At 69.9% G+C, this 17,110-nt stretch carries 12 protein-coding genes and 1 pseudogene; 10 read left to right on the top strand and 3 right to left on the bottom strand.

Annotated features, from left to right (window positions below):
* Nucleotides 1-146: 146 nt before the first annotated feature.
* On the bottom strand, nucleotides 147-1,772 hold the full coding sequence (locus HAV39_RS34705) for a glycoside hydrolase family 13 protein (protein ID WP_191843390.1): 1,626 nt from the start codon (nucleotides 1,770-1,772) through the stop codon (nucleotides 147-149).
* A gap of 333 nt (nucleotides 1,773-2,105) precedes the next feature.
* Entirely contained in the window at nucleotides 2,106-3,122 is a 1,017-nt protein-coding gene (locus HAV39_RS34700) for a LacI family DNA-binding transcriptional regulator (protein WP_191843389.1), read from the bottom strand.
* A 265-nt stretch (nucleotides 3,123-3,387) separates the two neighbouring features.
* Here HAV39_RS34700 and HAV39_RS34695 point away from each other — a divergent pair, with 265 nt between their 5' ends.
* From HAV39_RS34695 to HAV39_RS34675, 5 genes are all read left to right on the top strand, one after another.
* Nucleotides 3,388-4,638 (top strand): sugar ABC transporter substrate-binding protein, encoded by a 1,251-nt coding sequence (locus tag HAV39_RS34695; protein WP_191843388.1) that lies wholly within the window; start codon nucleotides 3,388-3,390, stop codon nucleotides 4,636-4,638.
* A 9-nt stretch (nucleotides 4,639-4,647) separates the two neighbouring features.
* Complete coding sequence (locus HAV39_RS34690; RefSeq protein ID WP_191843387.1) at nucleotides 4,648-6,288, top strand: ABC transporter permease subunit; 1,641 nt, start codon at nucleotides 4,648-4,650, stop codon at nucleotides 6,286-6,288.
* On the top strand, nucleotides 6,285-7,133 hold the full coding sequence (locus HAV39_RS34685; RefSeq protein ID WP_120318024.1) for a sugar ABC transporter permease: 849 nt from the start codon (nucleotides 6,285-6,287) through the stop codon (nucleotides 7,131-7,133). Before HAV39_RS34690 ends, HAV39_RS34685 begins: the two co-directional genes overlap by 4 nt.
* A gap of 185 nt (nucleotides 7,134-7,318) precedes the next feature.
* Complete coding sequence (locus HAV39_RS34680; RefSeq protein WP_191843386.1) at nucleotides 7,319-9,154, top strand: glycoside hydrolase family 13 protein; 1,836 nt, start codon at nucleotides 7,319-7,321, stop codon at nucleotides 9,152-9,154.
* Between the two features lie 174 nt (nucleotides 9,155-9,328).
* Nucleotides 9,329-10,180, top strand: coding sequence for a hypothetical protein (locus HAV39_RS34675; protein ID WP_191843385.1), 852 nt, complete (start codon nucleotides 9,329-9,331; stop codon nucleotides 10,178-10,180).
* A 102-nt stretch (nucleotides 10,181-10,282) separates the two neighbouring features.
* On the opposite strand, the gene HAV39_RS34670 is transcribed toward HAV39_RS34675, so the two are convergent.
* Nucleotides 10,283-10,630: a hypothetical protein gene (locus HAV39_RS34670; RefSeq protein WP_191843384.1), complete on the bottom strand. Its 348-nt coding sequence runs from the start codon at nucleotides 10,628-10,630 to the stop codon at nucleotides 10,283-10,285.
* Nucleotides 10,631-10,958: 328 nt separating this feature from the next.
* On the opposite strand from HAV39_RS34670, the gene HAV39_RS34665 reads away from it, so the two are divergent.
* The 5 genes and pseudogenes from HAV39_RS34665 to HAV39_RS34645 form a co-directional block, all read left to right on the top strand.
* The gene (locus HAV39_RS34665; RefSeq protein WP_191843406.1) at nucleotides 10,959-12,029 is read left to right on the top strand and encodes a BMP family lipoprotein; all 1,071 of its coding nucleotides are present in this window, start codon (nucleotides 10,959-10,961) and stop codon (nucleotides 12,027-12,029) included.
* A gap of 149 nt (nucleotides 12,030-12,178) precedes the next feature.
* Nucleotides 12,179-13,876, top strand: coding sequence for an ABC transporter ATP-binding protein (locus tag HAV39_RS34660; RefSeq protein ID WP_239120492.1), 1,698 nt, complete (start codon nucleotides 12,179-12,181; stop codon nucleotides 13,874-13,876).
* A complete protein-coding gene (locus tag HAV39_RS34655; protein WP_191843383.1) occupies nucleotides 13,873-15,279 on the top strand; it encodes an ABC transporter permease in 1,407 nt (468 codons plus the stop codon). The genes HAV39_RS34660 and HAV39_RS34655 overlap by 4 nt, the downstream gene beginning before the upstream one ends.
* Before the next feature lie 17 nt (nucleotides 15,280-15,296).
* Nucleotides 15,297-16,550, top strand: a complete 1,254-nt coding sequence (locus HAV39_RS34650; protein ID WP_191843404.1) for an ABC transporter permease — start codon at nucleotides 15,297-15,299, stop codon at nucleotides 16,548-16,550.
* Nucleotides 16,551-16,630: 80 nt separating this feature from the next.
* Nucleotides 16,631-17,026: pseudogene (locus HAV39_RS34645) on the top strand (cytidine deaminase); the annotation flags it as partial.
* Between the last annotated feature and the right edge of the window lie 84 nt (nucleotides 17,027-17,110).

The raw sequence follows: 17,110 nt of genomic DNA, 5'->3' as shown, positions 1-17,110 counted from the left end.
ACCCCCGCCTGCCGCACTCTTAAAAAGAAGCGCCTTCCGGGACGTCCGGAAGGCGCGACTCTCTAAGACTTGCGGACCCGAGCACGGGCCCGGCCCGTGCCCCGCGCCCCGCGCCCCGCGCACGGTGGGCGGGGCGGGGGTGGGGGTCAGGCGGTGAGCCAGACGGTGGTGTCGGCGGGGATGTGGCCGTCCTCGTGGAGGGGGCCGCTGGACAGGAGGATGTCGCCGGTCAGGTTCAGGTCGGCCAGGTCGATGGCGCGGTCGGCGATGTTGACGACCACCACGACGCCGGGCTCGCGGCGGAAGGCCAGCACGCCTTCGGGCGCGTCCAGCCAGGTCAGCGTGCCGCCGCCGAGTGCGGGCAGCTCCTTGCGCAGGCGCAGCGCCGCGCGGTAGAAGTTCAGCGTCGAGTCCGGGTCGGACTCCTGCGCCTGCGCGGTCAGCGCCTCCCACTTCGCCGGCTGCGGCAGCCACGGCGTGCCCAGGCCGTCCGGGTTGAACCGGAAGCCCTCGGCGGCCGTGCCGCCCCAGGGCAGCGGCACCCGGCAGCCGTCGCGGCTCTCCCCGGTGCGCTTGAACGACGGGTCCTCGCGCAGCTCGTCGGGCAGGTCGAGGACCTCGTTGAGGCCCAGTTCCTCGCCGTTGTAGAGGTAGGCGGAGCCGGGCAGGGCCAGCATCAAAAGGGTGGCGGCGCGGGCCCGGCGCAGGCCGAGCTCACCGTCGCCGTAGCGGGTGACGTGGCGGAACTTGTCGTGGTTGGACAGCACCCAGGTGGTCGGGGCGCCGACCAGGGCGGCCTCGGCCAGCGACTTGTCGATGATGGTGCGGAACGACGCCGGGTCGAAGTCGGCCATCATGAAGTCGAAGTTGAAGGCCTGGTGCAGCTCGTCGCGGCCGATGTAGCGGGCCAGCCGCTCCGGGGACTCCACCCACGCCTCGGCCACGGCCATCCGGCCGCCCGGGTACGCGTCCAGGATGGGCCGCCACTCACGGTAGATGTCGTGCACGCCGTCCTGGTCGAAGTACGGCAGGCGCTCGCTGCCGAGCATCTCGACCTGGCGGCCGCCCTCGTCGGAGGTGCGGCCCACCGACGGCAGGCCGGCCTCCTTGATCATGCCGTGCGCGACGTCGATGCGGAATCCGTCGACGCCCCGGTCCAGCCAGAACCGCAGCACGTCGCGGAACTCCGCGCGCACCTCGGGGTTCTCCCAGTTCAGGTCGGGCTGCTCGGGGGCGAACAGGTGCAGGTACCACTGCCCGTCGGGCACCCGGGTCCAGGCCCGGCCGCCGAAGATCGACTCCCAGTCGTTGGGCGGCAGCTCGCCGTGCTCGCCCTGGCCCTCGCGGAACATGTACCGCTCGCGCTCGGCCGAGCCGGGCGCGGCCGCCAGCGCCGCCTGGAACCAGGCGTGCTGGTCCGAGGAGTGGTTGGGGACCAGGTCGACGATGATCCGGATACCCAGCGCGTGGGCGTCCTTCATCATGTCGTCGAAGTCGGACAGGGTGCCGAAGCGCGGGTCCACGTCGCGGTAGTCGGCGACGTCGTAGCCGCCGTCGGCCAGCGGCGAGGTGAAGAACGGGCTCAGCCAGATCGCGTCGACGCCGAGCTCGCGCAGGTACGGCAGCTTGCCGCGCACGCCCTGCAGATCACCGGTGCCGTCACCGTCGGCGTCGGCGAAGCTGCGCGGGTAGATCTGGTAGACGACGGCGTCGCGCCACCAGTCGTCGTTTGCCTGCGTGGTCACTGGCAGTCCTTTCCAGGGGTGGCGCATGAGCGGCTGCGCGGGCTGTCGGTCGAGTGGCAAGCAGGGCCGCGGCTGCCGTGGGCCTGGGCCTGGGGCGAAACGCGCTGCTCAGCGGTCCGGGAGGCGGGCACGAGCGGCTGAGAGAGCGATTTCTCGCTGCTCATGCCGCAGCGTCCGGGCAGCCCGATGGCCACCGTGCCGACGGCGGCGGTGGCGCGGCTGCTGCGGCGCATGTTTCCTCCAGGAGCGAGCGTCTCGCGGGCTAAGAACGCCACGAGGACCCATGAAGGATGTCGTGCAAGTTGCGCAAGAGTCAAGCAGGCGATTTCAGAAAGTTTCAATCATCATACTGACGCTGCGTCACCCGCTGTGGGCGGCGGTGGACCCCCGAACGACCAGCTCCGGTCGGAAAATGTACTCCGAGTGCGGTGCGGGGTGTCCTTTGATCTCGTCCACGAGGGCCCGCACGGCCGCCACGGCCATCGCCCGCACCGGCTGGCGCAGCGTGGTCATGGGCGGGTCGGTGAAGGCGATCAGCGGCGAATCGTCGTAGCCGACCACCGAGACGTCCGTGGGCACCTGCAGGCCGCGCTGGCGCACCGCGCGGATCGCGCCCAGCGCCATCAGGTCCGAGCCGCACACGAAACCTGTCACGCCCTTGTCCAGCAGGCGCGACGCGGCGGCGTCGCCGCCCTCCACGCCGAACAGGGACAGCGAGATCATCTCGTTGATCTGCGCGTCGCTGAGGTGCAGCAGGCGGCGCATGGCGGTCCGGTAGCCCTCGATCTTGCGCTGCACCGGCAGGTAGCGGTCCGGGCCGGAGATGAGGCCGATCTTCTTGTGGCCGAGTGCCACCAGGTGGGCCACGGCCAGCTCGCCGGCGGCCCGGTCGTCGCAGGAGATGAACGGCGCCTCGATGTTCTCGGCGTAGCCGTTGACCAGCACGATCGGCAGCGGGCGGGCGAGCAGCTTGCGGTAGCGCTCGGGGTCGCTGGTCGAGTCGGCGTGCAGGCCGGAGACGAAGACGATGCCGGAGACCTGCCGGTCGAGCAGCATCTCGACGTACTCGTCCTCGGTCACGCCGCCGGGGGTCTGGGTGCACAGCACCGGGGTGAAGCCCTGCTGAGCCAGGGTCGTCTCGATGATCTGGGCGAACGCCGGGAAGATCGGGTTGTCCAGCTCCGGCACCACCAGGCCGACCAGCCCCGCACTGCGCTTGCGCAGCCGGGCGGGGCGCTCGTAGCCCAGCACGTCGAGAGCGGTCAGCACGGCCTGCCGGGTGTCGGCGGAGACGCCGGGCCGGTCGTTCAGCACCCGGGAGACGGTGGCTTCGCTCACCTCCGCCTGCTGGGCGATGTCAGAGAGTCGTGCGCGCATGGCGGCACTCTAGCCGAAGACAGCCCGATGTTGATATGGGCACGTTGCAAGGTCTTCCATTGCTTGCAAAGGCTTGCTAACCTCCCGGCAACAAACTCTGTAACACCCATCACAACCCCGGCAACGGGGTGCTGTGGTGCGTCACCGATTCTGGAAGAACTTCCAGGAGCGGTGCCGCGTCGACCCCTCTCCGCCGCACGGGTGCGTGGATTCGCCCGCGCGGCACCCCCGGGTCACCTGCGTGACCCTTCTCGAAGGAGTGCTCATGCGCATCCGTACCGCGGGTGTGATCGCCGCCGCCGGACTGCTGATGCTCGGTGTCGCGGCTTGCGGCGGTTCCGGCGAGCCGGCCGCCACCCCCAGCAAGGACAAGGGCAACGGCAAGCTCGTGCTGTGGACCGACCCGACCCGTGCCCCCGTGCTCAAGCCGTTCGCCGAGGCGTTCGGCAAGGAGAACGGCGTGACGGTCGAGGTCAAGGAGATCAGCGAGAACCAGCAGCAGACCTTCATCACCGCCTCGCAGCAGGGCAGCGGCCCGGACATCATGGTCGGCGCGCACGACTGGATCGGCAACATGGTGCAGAACGGCGCCATCGACCCGGTGCAGCTGACCGCCGAGCAGAAGGCCGCGTTCCACCCGAACGCGATCAAGGCCGTGACCTTCAACGGGCAGATCTACGGCGCGCCGTACGCGATGGAGAACGTGGCCCTGATCCGCAACACGGACCTGGTGCCGACCGCGCCCGCCACGATCGAAGACCTGATCAAGACCGGCAAGGACCTCAAGGCCGCCAAGAAGGTCCAGGAGATCCTCTGCGTGCCGTTCGGCGCGGCCGGCGACGTGTACCACACGTACCCGCTGTTCTCGGCCGCCGGCGGCTCGCTGTTCGGCACCACCGCCTCCGGTGACCCGGACCCGTCCAAGGTCACCGTGAACACCCCCGAGTCGATCGCCGCCCTGGAGAAGATGAAGGCGCTCGGCGAGAAGGGCGAGGGCGCGATCAAGACCTCGATCGGCAACGAGAACGGCATCCCGAGCTTCGTGCAGAAGAAGTGCGCGTTCCTGATCTCCGGCCCGTGGTCGATGAACGACGTCAAGAAGGCCGGCTTCGGCTTCGACATCAGCGCGGTCCCCGGCTTCGCGGCCGGTGGGCAGGCCAAGCCGTTCCTCGGCGTGCAGGCGTTCTACGTGGCGTCGAAGGGCAAGAGCAAGGTGCTGGCCCAGGAGTTCGTGGCCAACTACGTCACCAACAAGGACGTGGCCATGGCGCTCTACAAGGCCGACCCGCGTCCCGCGGCGCTGACCGCGGCCGCCGACGCGGTCAAGAGCCTCGACCCGAACGCCGAGAAGTTCGTGCAGGCCGGCGCTAACGGCATCCCGATGCCGGCCATCCCGGCCATGGGCGCGATCTGGGGCCCGATGGCCAACGCCGAGGTCGCGGTGGTCAAGGGCGGCGACGCCAAGACCGCGGCCGAAGCCGCCACGAAGGCCATCACCGCCGAGATCAACAAGTAGTCCTGCCTCATGACCACTGAGGTGACGGGTGCGGGGAGCGCGAGCTCCCCGCACCCGGGGCCGTCCGGGCAGGCCCCTGACCAGCGCTCCCGGGGTGGGCGGCGCGGTGGTGCGGAGCAGGTCCGCCGCACCCGCGAGCTGTCCACCGGCTTCATCGTGTCGCGTATCGCCGTGCTGGGCATCGTCGCCGCACTGCTGATCTACGCGCTCCCGCCGCTGATCCAGACCGAGGCCTGGACCGCCCTGGGCGTCGTCGGCGTGGTGACGGCGCTCGTCGCCTACCTCTACCTGACCCCGCGCCACATCCCGGCGAAGTACCTGGTGCCGGGCACGATCTTCCTGTTCGCGTTCGCCATCGTGCCGATCGTGCTGACCTTCGTCACCGCGTTCACCAACTTCGGCGACGGGCACCGCGGCACGAAGGAAGAGGCGGTCCGGGCCATCGAGACCAGCTCGGTGACCCAGGTGCCGGGCTCCCCGGAGTACTACCTCACCATCGCCGAACGCGACGGCGAGCTGGTGTTCCTGCTGGTCGACCCGGACACCAAGGCGGTCCAGGCGGGTACGGCCGACGGACTGTCCCCGCTCACCGGGGCCGAGGTGTCGCTGACCGGAAAGGTGCTGTCGGCCGCCGGATACACCGTGATCCCGACCGCGCAGGCGGCCGAGCGCGACGCGGAGATCGCGGCGTTCTCGGTGCCGACCCCGGGCGGCGCGGTCAAGGCCACCGGCCTGAGCCGGGCCTTCGAGGGCAAGGCCGACAAGTCCTACGACGCGGCCTGCGACTGCGTCACCAGCCCGTCCGGTGGCAGGTGGGTCGCCGACGAGGTCGAGGGTTACTTCGTCGACGCCGAGGGCAAGCACCTCGACCAGGGCTGGAAGGTCGACGTCGGGTTCGCCAACTTCACCAAGGCGCTCACCGACCCGACCATCTCCGGGCACTTCCTCAACGTGCTCATCTGGAACTTCGTCTTCGCGCTCAGCGCGGTCGCCACCACGTTCGCGCTCGGCATGATTGTGGCGCTGGCACTGCATTCGCCCAAGGTGCGCGGCACGAAGTTCTACCGGATCATCCTGATCCTGCCGTACGCCATGCCGGGCTTCGCCATGCTGCTGATCTGGCGGGACATGTTCAACACCGACTTCGGCCTGATCAGCAAGCTGTTCGGGGTTCACGACTGGCTGGGCACGCCGACCACGGCCCGGCTCGGCCTGATCGTGATCAACCTGTGGATGGGCTTCCCGTACATGTTCCTGGTGATCACGGGTGCGCTGCAGGCCGTGCCGCGGGAGCTGACCGACGCGGCCCGGATCGACGGCGCGTCCGCGTGGGCCGGGTTCCGGCGGGTCACCCTGCCGCTGGTGCTGGTGGCGCTGACGCCGCTGCTGATCTCGTCGTTCGGCTTCAACTTCAACAACTTCAACAACATCAAGCTGGTCACCAACGGCGGCCCGTACGCGATCGACAACAGCACCGTCGGCGCGACCGACCTGCTGATCAGCTACACGTACCGGGTCGCGGGCTTCGACTCCGGCGTGGCCGACTTCGGCTTCGCCGCGGCCATCTCGGTGTTCATCTTCGCGATCGTGGCCACGGTCTCCACGGTGGCGTTCTGGCGCAGCCGGGCGCAGGAGGAGGTGTACTCGTGATCAAGTGGCTCAGAGACGTCGGCTGGCGCTACGCGGTGGTGCTGGTGGTGTGCGCCTTCGCGCTGTTCCCGGTGGTGTTCGTGGTCTCCGCCGCGATCAACCCGCTGGGCACGCTGGGCTCGACCGGGCTCGTCCCGGAGGGTGCCAGCCTGTCCAATTTCCACGATCTGCTCACCGGTGACCACCCGTTCGCCAAGTGGTTCCTGAACTCGGTGATCATCGCGCTGATCTCGGCCTTCGCGGGCCTGCTGATCAGCGTGGCGGCGGCGTACGCGTTCAGCCGGATGCGGTTCCGGGGCCGCCGGGTGGGCCTGCTGTCCATCCTGCTCATCCAGATGTTCCCGCAGTTCCTGGCGATCGTGGCCATCTTCATCGTGTTCACCGAGGTGACCGAGCTGTACCCGACGTTCGGCTTCAACGAGCCGTGGGGCCTGCTCGTCCTCTACCTGGGCGGCGCGCTGGGCGTGAACACGTACCTGATGAAGGGCTACCTGGACACGGTGCCCAAGGAGATCGACGAGTCGGCCACCATGGACGGCGCGTCGCACGTGCAGACCTTCTTCCGCATCATCCTGCCGCTGGTCGGCCCGGTGCTCGCGGTGACGGCGATGCTCTCCTTCATCGGCACCATCAACGAGTTCCTCATCGCCAACGTCTTCCTCCGCGACACCGAGGCGAAGACCCTGGCGGTAGGCATGTACGGCATGTTGACCGACAAACGCGACGCCAACTTCGGCATGTTCGCCGCCGCCACCCTCCTGACGGCGATCCCCACCGTGAGCCTCTTCCTCTGGCTCCAGCGCTACATCGTCAGCGGCCTGACCGCCGGCGCAGTCAAAGGCTGACCTCCCCCCGGCCGCGTTGATCATGAACTTATGGCAGGGCTCGACGGCGTGTCACTGCCACAACTTCATGATCGACGCGGCCGGGGTGGGGCGGGCCGACAGCAGTGTCGCGACCTCGGGTCCCGGTGAACGGGGCTGCGGGCTGAAACGTCGACATCCTCTGCACACGGAAGGATGGCGCGACAATGCGTCTCATCGAACAGCCGCATCATGACGGCTCGGGTCTGTACATTTCGGACGCTGCTCCGGCGCTGGGTGACGTGGTCACCGTGTGGGTGCGGGTGCCGGCCGCGGCCGGGGTCAGCGCGGTGCACCTGCGGAGCACGCCGGACGGGGAGCCGCACTTCGTCGCGGCCGAGGTGGATCCGGCGCGGACCGGCACGGCGGTCGGCGGTTACGGCGCGACCGATGTCTGGTGGCGGGCGGCGCTGACCGTGCGCAACCCGGTGACGAACTACCGCTTCCACCTGCGCACGACGGCCGGTGACACGTACTGGCTGACCGCGGGCGGGATCGTCGCGCACGAGCTGCCCGACGACACCGACTTCCGGGCCGTCGCGTACGACGCGCCCCCGGCCTGGTCCGCGGACGCCGTGCTGTACCAGATCTTCCCGGACCGCTTCGCCCGCGCGGCGGACGCGAAGCCGATGGACGTGCTGGACCTGCCGGACTGGGCACTGCCCCGCGAGTGGGACCGGGACGAGGTGATCGGGCAGGGGCCGGGCACGGCCGAGCAGTTCTTCGGCGGTGACCTCGACGGCATCGCCGAGCACCTGGACCACATCCAGGCGCTGGGCGCCAACACGGTGTACCTGACGCCGATCTTCCCGGCCCGGTCCAACCACCGCTACGACGCATCCACCTTCGACGAGGTGGATCCGCTGCTGGGCGGGGACGCGGCGCTGGCCCGGCTGGCCGAGGCCGTGCACGCGCGCGGCATGCGGCTGATCGGCGACATCACTTCCAACCATTGCGGCGACGCCCATGAGTGGTTCACCAGCGCGGCGTCCGATGTGGATTCTCCCGAACGGGAGATGTTCTATTTCGATGCCGACACCGGCGGCTATGAGGCCTGGTGCGGGGTGAAGAGCCTGCCCAAACTCAACTGGGCCAGTCCGCTGGTGCGGCAGCGGATGACCGCGGTGCTGCGGCGCTGGCTGGAGTATTTCGACGGCTGGCGGGTGGACGTGGCCAACATGGCCGGCCGCCGCGGCGCGCAGGACGACGCGCACGAGGTCGCCGCACTGATCCGCCGGGCCCTGCCCGCAGACGCGATGCTGGTCGGTGAGCACATGCACGACGCGACCGGCGACCTGGACCGCGACGGCTGGCACGGGGCCATGAACTACCTCGGGTTCACCCGTCCGGTCTGGGCGTGGCTGCGGGGCGAGGCGCCGGGCCTGCCCAACTTCTTCGGCACCCCGGGCGACGTGCCGAGCCGGGACGGTGCGGCCACCTACGCCACCATGCGGGCGTTCGCCGCGCGGGTGTCGTGGCGCTCGCTGCTGCACTCGTGGAACATCCTCGACTCGCACGACTCGGCCCGCATCCGCACCGTCACCGGGTCCGCGGCGCGGCAGGTGGTCGCGCTGGGCATGCAGGTCACGCTGCCGGGAACCCCGATGGTGTACGCCGGCAGCGAGTTCGGCCTGACCGGCTGGAACGGCGAGAACGCGCGCACCCCGATGCCGTGGCACCGGTCGGGCGACCGCGACGAGCAGACGCTCGCCGCGTACCGGGAGCTGCTGGCGTTGCGGGCCGCGGAGCCCGCGCTGCGCCACGGCGGGCTGCGGTGGCTGCATGTGACCAGCGATACCATGGTCTACCTGCGGGAATCAGAGCAGAATGCACTTCTGGTGGCGGCTTCGCGTGCGGCCGGTGAGGATGTCTCACTTGCCCTGGGCGCGCGGGCTGCCGGCGTCTTCGCTGCTACGGACCTCGAACCGGACGGCACGGGTCGGCTGACCCTGCCGGGCGACGGTCCGGCCCTGCGCGTCTGGCGACTGGAACCACCCCGCTGACAGGCGGTGGCGGCACGCGGTTCGACCCCGTGTGCCGCCACTTGCCGTAAACGTGTCGACACGCCGTGTGATCGTGAGAAATTCGCATGATCGGTTGGCGGTATGTCCTTTTCGGGCGTGTCGCCCTCGCGACTCACGCAAGATCGCGTGAACCGGGGTCTTACGCTGACGCCCGTGCCCAAGCCGCCGCTGCGCCCCGAAGCGCTCGCCCGCCGGATCTTCCGGGGAGCCGACGCGCTGGAGTCGGGTCTGCTCACCCGTGCCCAACTGCGCAGCTCCGCCTGGCGGCCGCTGTTCCGCGGGGTGTACGCCGACCGCGACCTGACCATCACCCACCGGCTGCGCTGCCTGGCCGTCAGCGACTTCCTGCTGCCCGAGGACGGGGTCGTCGCCGGCCGCTCGGCCGCCAGCCTGTACGGCGCGCCCTACGGGGCGGACGAGGCGGTGGAGATCCTCACCCCGGGCCGGTTCGGGCCGATGGCGGGCATCCTGGTGCACCGCGGGCCGGTGCCGGAGAAGGACGTGACCCGGCGGGTCGACGGCATCCGGGTCACCACGCCGCAGCGCACCGGCTGGGACCTGGCCCGCTGGCTCGACGTGGTGGAGGCGGTGGCGCTGCTGGACGTCATGGTCGCCCGGGGCGCGGTCAGTGTCGGCGCGCTGATCGAGTACGCCCAGGCCCGGATCGGCAAGCCCGGCTGGGGGCGGCTGCTGAAGGCGGCGCAACTGGTCGACCCGGCCGCGCGGGGGCCGCACGAGAGTCGGGTGCGGGTCCGGCTGGTCCTGGCCGGGGTCCCGGCCCCGGTGGTGAAGTACGTGCTGGCCCGGGACGGGCGGCCGGCGGTGCGGCTCGACCTGGCCTGGCCGGACCACCGGGTGGCCGTGGACTGCGCGGAGATCCCGGCGTCCCCGCTCGGCGGCGACTGGCTGGTCCTGCCCGCGAGCCCGGAGCAGGCGGCCACCGGCTACGACACCCTGGTCCGCGACGTGAAGGCGGCGCTGCGCGCCCGGCGGCCCCGCAGTTGAGCCGCGTCTTCGGACAGCTTGCGGGCAAGATCGCTGTCTCGTGTCGACATCTGCGGTCTCACTACAGCTTTCGACACGAAACGGCGATCTTGCCGCGCGCGGTCAGCGCCAGAAGACGGCCACTGCGGCGTTGACCAGGGTGAGGCCGATGATGGCGAGGAAGTGGCCCTTGTTGACCGTCTCGCGCTTCTTGAGGTACGGGATCAGCACCATGATGAAGATCATGATGGCGATGACACCCTTCACCGCGAGCTTGGCCGGGTCGGGCTGGACCTCGCGGCCCAGCGGCGCGGCCAGTGCGATGCCGGTGACCACCTGGATGGTCGCGCCCCACAGCATCACGGCGTTGATGTAGATACGTCCCGTGTAGTACTGCACCAGTGCGCCGCCCAGCAGCAGGGCGAAGCCGACCAGGTGCGCGTACCGCAGGATCAGTCGTACTGCTTCCATTGCGTCCACGATCGCCGAGGGTACGCGAGCACCCGTTGTTAACATCACACCCCGGTCTCAGCCAGATATGGGCCTGAACGAATGCCCGATTCGTGCCCTCGCGGGGGAGTTACGACGGGCCTGACCGACGCTGCTTCGTGACTCATTACACGTCCTGGTCACGCGGGGGTAACGACCGTTCAACAACCCTGCACGATTGTCGTCCGGACGGCGACGTGAAGGATATGTTGCTGGACGAGGTTCACCGTGCCGCCATCTGCACACAGGTGGAAAGACCATGCGCGGTGTCTTTATGGGAGAGGAGACCGTCTTGCGCCCTGTGCGTGGGATGAAGATTGTCGCGCTTGTCGCGTCTGCGGGCCTTGCGTTCGCGGCCGCCGCCTGTGCCAAGCCGACTGAGGAAACGCCGGGCACCGGCACCAGCGCCGCTGCCACTTACAGCGCGTGCATGGTGACCGACACCGGCGGCATCGACGACCACTCGTTCAACGCCTCGTCCTGGGCGGGCCTGCAGGCCGCCAAGGCCGCGAACCCGGCGATCAAGGCGGAGTACACCGCTTCGACCAGCATGGCGGACTACGACCCGAACCTGGCCAACTCGGTCACCAAGGGTTGCAAGTACATCCAGGCTGTCGGCGGTCTGATGGGTGACGCGACCAAGAAGGCCGCGACCGCCAACCCGACCGTGCAGTTCTCGATCGTCGACGCCGACAACCTCGGCCTGGCGAACGTGTACCCGATCCAGTTCCAGACCCAGCAGGCGGCGTACCTCGCCGGCTACCTGGCCGCTGGCTACTCGAAGTCGGGCAAGGTCGGCACCTACGGCGGCCTGAAGATCCCGCCGGTGACGATCTTCATGGACGGCTTCGCCGACGGTGTGGCCGCCTACAACAAGGCCAAGGGCAAGAACGTCCAGGTGCTCGGCTGGGACAAGGCCAAGCAGGACGGTCTGTTCAACACCGGCAACGACGCCTTCGTGAGCCAGGACCAGGGCAAGCAGAAGTCGGACGCGCTGGCTGCGCAGGGCGCTGACGTGATCTTCCCGGTCGCGGGTGGCTCGGGCCTCGGCTCGGCCGCCAACGCCGGCAACAAGTTCGTCGTGATCTGGGTCGACGCCGACGGCTTCGACACCACCAAGTACGGCAGCGTCATGCTGACCACGGTCGTCAAGAACTCGACCGACGGTGTGAAGGAGGCCGCGACCAAGGCCGCCGCCACCCCGGGCACCCTGCTGACCGGCGGCTTCATGGGCACGCTGGCCAACAACGGCGTCTCGCTGGCCCCGTACCACGACTTCGACAGCAAGATCGACGCCGGCCTCAAGGCCGAGGTCGAGGCGCTGAAGCAGGACATCATCTCCGGCAAGGTCGTGGTGGAGTCCCCGGCCCAGCCGAAGTGACACCCGGTCGCCCTCTCCGGTGAGATGATCACCGGAGAGGGCGGCCTCGCTTTCCTCAACCGGCCGCTGTCCCCGCCACGGAATCCGTGGTCGAGATGGCGGCCGGAGCGGTTGAAGCCTCAGTGCGGACCGGGGAGTGCGCTCCCCCCGTGACCGCCCACATAATGAGCGCACACTCGCCCTCGGAAGGCGGAACGTCGCGGCGCCCCGCCGGCCGACTCCCCTGTTCCGGTGGTGTACGGGACCAACGGAGGTCGGAGCTGAGACTCGAACTGCGCGGCATCACCAAGCGATTCGGTGACCTCGTCGCAAACGATGACATCCACCTGACCGTCGAACCGGGCGAGATCCACGCGCTGCTCGGCGAGAACGGCGCGGGCAAGTCCACTCTCATGAACGTGCTGTACGGCCTGCTGCAGCCGGACGAGGGCGAGATCCTCGTGGACGGCGCGCCCGTGCGCATCAAGGGTCCCGGCGACGCCATCAAGGTCGGCATCGGCATGGTGCACCAGCACTTCATGCTCGTGCCCGTCTTCTCCGTCGCCGAGAACATCATGCTCGGCGCGGAGCCGGCCCGCGGCGGGTTCATCGACCACGCCAAGGCCGTCAAGCTGGTGCGCGAGGTCTCCCAGCGCTACGGCCTGCCGCTGAACCCCGATGCGATCATCGAGGACCTGCCGATCGGCATCCAGCAGCGGGTCGAGATCGTCAAGGCGCTCACCCGCGACGTGGACCTGCTGATCCTCGACGAGCCGACCGCCGTGCTCACCCCGCAGGAGACCGACGAGCTGCTCGAGGTCATGCGCGGGCTGAAGGCGGCCGGCAAGTCCATCGTCTTCATCACGCACAAGCTGCGCGAGGTCAAGGCGGTGGCGGACCGGATCACCGTGATCCGCCGCGGCCGGACCGTGGGCACCGCCGAGCCGACCGCCCCCGAGTCGGAGCTGGCCGAGCTGATGGTCGGCCGCAGCGTGGTGCTGGAGGTGCCGAAGGAGGACGCGGTGCCGGGCGAGCCGGTGCTGGAGGTGGCCGGCCTGGTCGTCGCCGACGACCGCGAGCACCGCGCGGTCGACGGCGTTGATCTGGTGGTACGCGCCGGCGAGGTGCTCGGCATCGCGGGTGTGCAGGGCAACGGGCAGACCGAGCTGGTCGAGTCGATCATGGGGCTGCGCCCCGCGCGGGCCGGCAGCGTGCACCTGTCCGGCAAGGCGATCACCACCTGGCACACCCGGGAGGTGCTGCGCGCGGGCGTGGGCTACGTGCCCGAGGACCGCAGCGTCGACGGCCTGGTGAAGGAGTTCTCGGTCGCCGAGAACCTGGTGCTCGACCTGTACAACCTGGAGCCGTTCGGCGGCCGGTTCGCGCTCGACCTGGACGCCATCGAGAACTCCGCCGGTGAGAAGATCGCCGAATTCGACGTGCGCACCCAGTCGGCGCACCAGCCGGTCGGCGCGCTGTCCGGCGGCAACCAGCAGAAAGTCATCGTGGCGCGGGAGATGTCGCGCCCGCTGAAGCTGCTCATCGCGTCGCAGCCCACCCGCGGCGTGGACGTCGGCTCGATCGAGTTCATCCACTCCCGCATCGTCGCCGAGCGCGACCGCGGCGCCGCGGTGCTGGTCGTCTCCAGCGAGCTGGACGAGGTGGTGGCGCTGGCCGACCGGGTCGCGGTGATGTACCGCGGCCGGGTGCTGGCCGTGGTCTCCCCGGACACGCCGCGCGAGACGCTGGGCCTGCTGATGGCCGGCATCGACCCCAGTAGCAGCTCGCACACCCCCGGGACACCGGCATCCGGCGAGCAGGACACCCAAGGTGAGGGTATGAGCGAGCACGGCGAGGCAGCCTCATGACGTCGCACGAGCCGATCGAGGCGGAGCCCGGCACCACCGCCGCGTCGCCTGACAAGAGCCCGGCGGCGCCGGCCCCCGGCGCCGACCAGTACCACGTCAACCCGTCGCTGCCTCCTGTCGATCTGGAGAAGCACCACGACCCGGCGGAGCGGCAGCCGAAGCACCGCGCGCCCGACGAGGGCGGGCGGCGCTCGTTCGCCCGCGCCTTCCGCGAGGAGCTGTGGGCCGACAACAACTTCACGGTCACCCTGCTGGCGATCCTGCTCGCGCTGATCTGCGGCGGCGTGCTGATGGTCATCGGCAACGCCGAGGTCCGCGACCAGTGGCAGTACCTGCTCTACCAGCCGGGCAAGACGCTGGGTGACAGCTGGGCCTTCGTCAGCACCGCGTACACCGACATGTTCAAGGGCGCGATCGTCAACCCGGACACGGTGAACCGCTGGTACTGGGGCATGACCACCTGGCAGCAGGCGCTCTACCCGATCTCGGAGACGCTCACCAACGCCGCCCCGCTGATCTTCACGGGGCTGGCGGTAGCGGTGCCGTTCCGGGCCGGCCTGTTCAACATCGGCGGCCAGGGCCAGGCGATCATGGGCGCCCTCGGCGGCGGCACGGTCGGCCTGGCGCTGTCCCTGCCCGCCATCGTGCAGGTGCCGCTCGGCGTGCTCGCGGGCGCGCTGATCGGCGGGCTCTGGGGCTACCTGGTCGGCGTGCTGAAGGCGCGCACGGGTGCGCACGAGGTCATCCTCACGATCATGCTGAACAACATCGCGTTCCTCTTCCTGGGCTGGTACATCCTGCAGACCTGGATCAAGAACCCGACCCGGTCGGACGCGATCAGCAAGCCGATCCAGGAGTCCGGCCGGCTGCCGCAGCTGATCCCGGACCCGCTGCTGCGGGCCAACCTCGCCATCGTGCTGGCCGTGCTGGCCGCGGCCGGCGTGGCCTGGCTGCTCAAGCGCGGCCGGTTCGGCTTCGAGCTGCGCGCGGTCGGCCACAACCCGCACGCCGCGGCGACCGCCGGCATCAAGGTGGGCACCACGGTCGCGCTGACCATGGCGCTGGCGGGTGCGCTGGCCGGGCTCGGCGGCACCAGCGTCGCGCTGGGCACCGCCCCGGCGCTGACCATCGACATGGTCGGCCAGATCGGCTTCAACGGCATCCTGGTCGCGCTGCTCGGCCGGGTCCGGCCGTGGGGTGTGGTCGGTGCCGGCCTGCTGTTCGGCGCCCTCCAGGCGGGCGGCAACGCGATGCAGACCTTCTCCGGCGTCTCGGTGGAGCTGGTCGGCGTGATCCAGGCACTGATCGTGCTCTTCGTCGCCGCCCCGGCGCTGGTGAAGGCGATCTACAGGCTGCGCAGGTCGCCGGCTGCCGCCGCGCAGGCCGGATTGGCGAAGGGGTGAGCGTGACAACCTCCACGATGGACGTCGAGCTGGCGGTGCCGGAGGCCTACTGGACCCGCACCCGCAAGACCGGTGCGGTGATGATCGGGCTGGGCCTGCTGGCCACGATCGTCTTCGGTGCGCTGGCCGGCTCGGAGAACGCGCGGTTCGCGCTCGGCGAGAACGTCTCCGGGGCCGGGTTCGACATCCCGGGCACCGCCGGCGCGATCATCTTCGGCCTGGTCGCGCTCGTGGCCGGGGTGGCGCTGCTGGTCACCGGCAAGCACTTCGGGGTGCTGACCGGCGTGGCCCTGGCGGGCTTCATCATCTCGGCGGTGTGCTGGCAGATGTCGGTGTCCACGGTGTCGCACACCATGCCGCTGGGCTTCATCGCGGCGGCCACCTTCACCGCCGCCATCCCGCTGATCTTCGGATCCCTCGGCGGCGTGCTCTGCGAGCGCAGCGGCGTGGTCAACGTGGCGATCGAGGGGCAGCTGCTGACGGGAGCGTTCTTCGGCGCCCTGTTCGGCACGATCACCGGCAGCTTCTGGCTCGGCCTGCTGGCCGCGGCGGTCGGCGGCGCGCTGATCTCGGCGATCCTGGCCGTGTTCGCCATCCGGTACCTGGTGGACCAGGTGGTCGTGGGCATCGTGCTGAACGTGTTCGCGGGCGGCCTCACCGCGTTCTTCTACGAGCAGGTGATGCGCCCGGACACGGACGGGTACAACTTCCCCGGCAAGGTGCCGAGCTGGCCCATCCCGGTGCTGTCCGAGATCCCGATCATCGGGCCGGCGCTGTTCAACGGCAACATCTTCAGCTACGGCTCGCTGATCGCGGTGGCCGTGATCACGATCGCGCTCTTCCGCACCCGCTGGGGCCTGCGTACCCGGGCCGTCGGCGAGCACCCGGCCGCGGCGGACACCGTCGGCATCCGGGTGCTCGGGTTGCGGTACGCGAACGTGCTGCTCGCGGGCCTGGTGGCCGGCTTCGGCGGCGCGTACTTCTCGATGCTGTCGACGACCGGCTTCAGCAAGTACATGACCGCCGGTGCGGGCTTCATCGCGCTGGCGGCCATGATCTTCGGCCGGTGGCACCCGGTCGGCGCGTTCTTCGCGTCGCTGTTCTTCGGCTTCTTCGGCGCGCTGACCGGCTTCCTGACCAGCATCGGCAGCCCCATCCCGAGCCAGTTCCTCGGCATGCTGCCGTACCTCGCGACGATCTTCGCGGTGGCCGGGCTGGTGGGACGCGTCCGCGCGCCCGCGGCCGACGGCAAGCCGTACGTCAAGGGCTGACGGCTAGGCTGGATGGTCCGATCTTGCGTGGCGCCCGGCCGGGCGCCACGCAGGACGGGCGAACGTGGAAAGGGGCCGTGATGGACGTCGACTGGGAGATGCTGCGCGAAGAGGCGGTGCGGGTGATGCACCGCGCCTACGCGCCCTACTCGAAGTTCCCGGTGGGAGCCGCGGGGCTGGTCGACGACGGCCGCGTCGTGGTCGGCTGCAACGTCGAGAACGCCGCCTACGGGGTGGTGCTGTGCGCCGAGTGCGGCATGGTGTCCCAGTTGCACGCCACCGGTGGCGGCAAGCTGGTCGCGATGGCCTGCGTGAACGCCTCCGGCGACCCGCTGCTGCCCTGCGGGCGCTGCCGTCAGCTGCTGTGGGAGCAGGGCGGCCCGCGGATGCTGGTGGACGCCGACGGCGGCCCGCTGACCATGGCGGAGCTGCTGCCGCACGGGTTCGGCCTGGCCGAGCTGGAAGCAGTCAACGGAGGAGTGCAGTGAGCGAGCGGACCGTGGGACCCGAGGAGACGGCATGAGCGAGCGGAGCGAGCGAATCATGAGCATCCGCCATGC

Origin of the sequence: Catellatospora chokoriensis (assembly GCF_011297315.1) — a bacterium.
Lineage (GTDB): Bacteria > Actinomycetota > Actinomycetes > Mycobacteriales > Micromonosporaceae > Catellatospora > Catellatospora citrea.
The sequence above is the reverse complement of the archived record's forward strand: the minus strand, read 5'-3'. Positions and strand labels throughout refer to the sequence as shown.

Excerpts from the sequence above, each read along its gene's own strand:
- HAV39_RS34705 (WP_191843390.1), bottom strand. The coding sequence starts at position 1,772 with ATGCGCCACCCCTGGAAAGGACTGCCAGTGACCACGCAGGCAAACGAC.
- HAV39_RS34700 (WP_191843389.1), bottom strand. The coding sequence starts at position 3,122 with ATGCGCGCACGACTCTCTGACATCGCCCAGCAGGCGGAGGTGAGCGAA.
- HAV39_RS34695 (WP_191843388.1), top strand. The coding sequence starts at position 3,388 with ATGCGCATCCGTACCGCGGGTGTGATCGCCGCCGCCGGACTGCTGATG.
- HAV39_RS34690 (WP_191843387.1), top strand. The coding sequence starts at position 4,648 with ATGACCACTGAGGTGACGGGTGCGGGGAGCGCGAGCTCCCCGCACCCG.
- HAV39_RS34680 (WP_191843386.1), top strand. The coding sequence starts at position 7,319 with ATGCGTCTCATCGAACAGCCGCATCATGACGGCTCGGGTCTGTACATT.
- HAV39_RS34670 (WP_191843384.1), bottom strand. The coding sequence starts at position 10,630 with ATGGAAGCAGTACGACTGATCCTGCGGTACGCGCACCTGGTCGGCTTC.
- HAV39_RS34665 (WP_191843406.1), top strand. The coding sequence starts at position 10,959 with ATGAAGATTGTCGCGCTTGTCGCGTCTGCGGGCCTTGCGTTCGCGGCC.
- HAV39_RS34655 (WP_191843383.1), top strand. The coding sequence starts at position 13,873 with ATGACGTCGCACGAGCCGATCGAGGCGGAGCCCGGCACCACCGCCGCG.
- HAV39_RS34650 (WP_191843404.1), top strand. The coding sequence starts at position 15,297 with ATGGACGTCGAGCTGGCGGTGCCGGAGGCCTACTGGACCCGCACCCGC.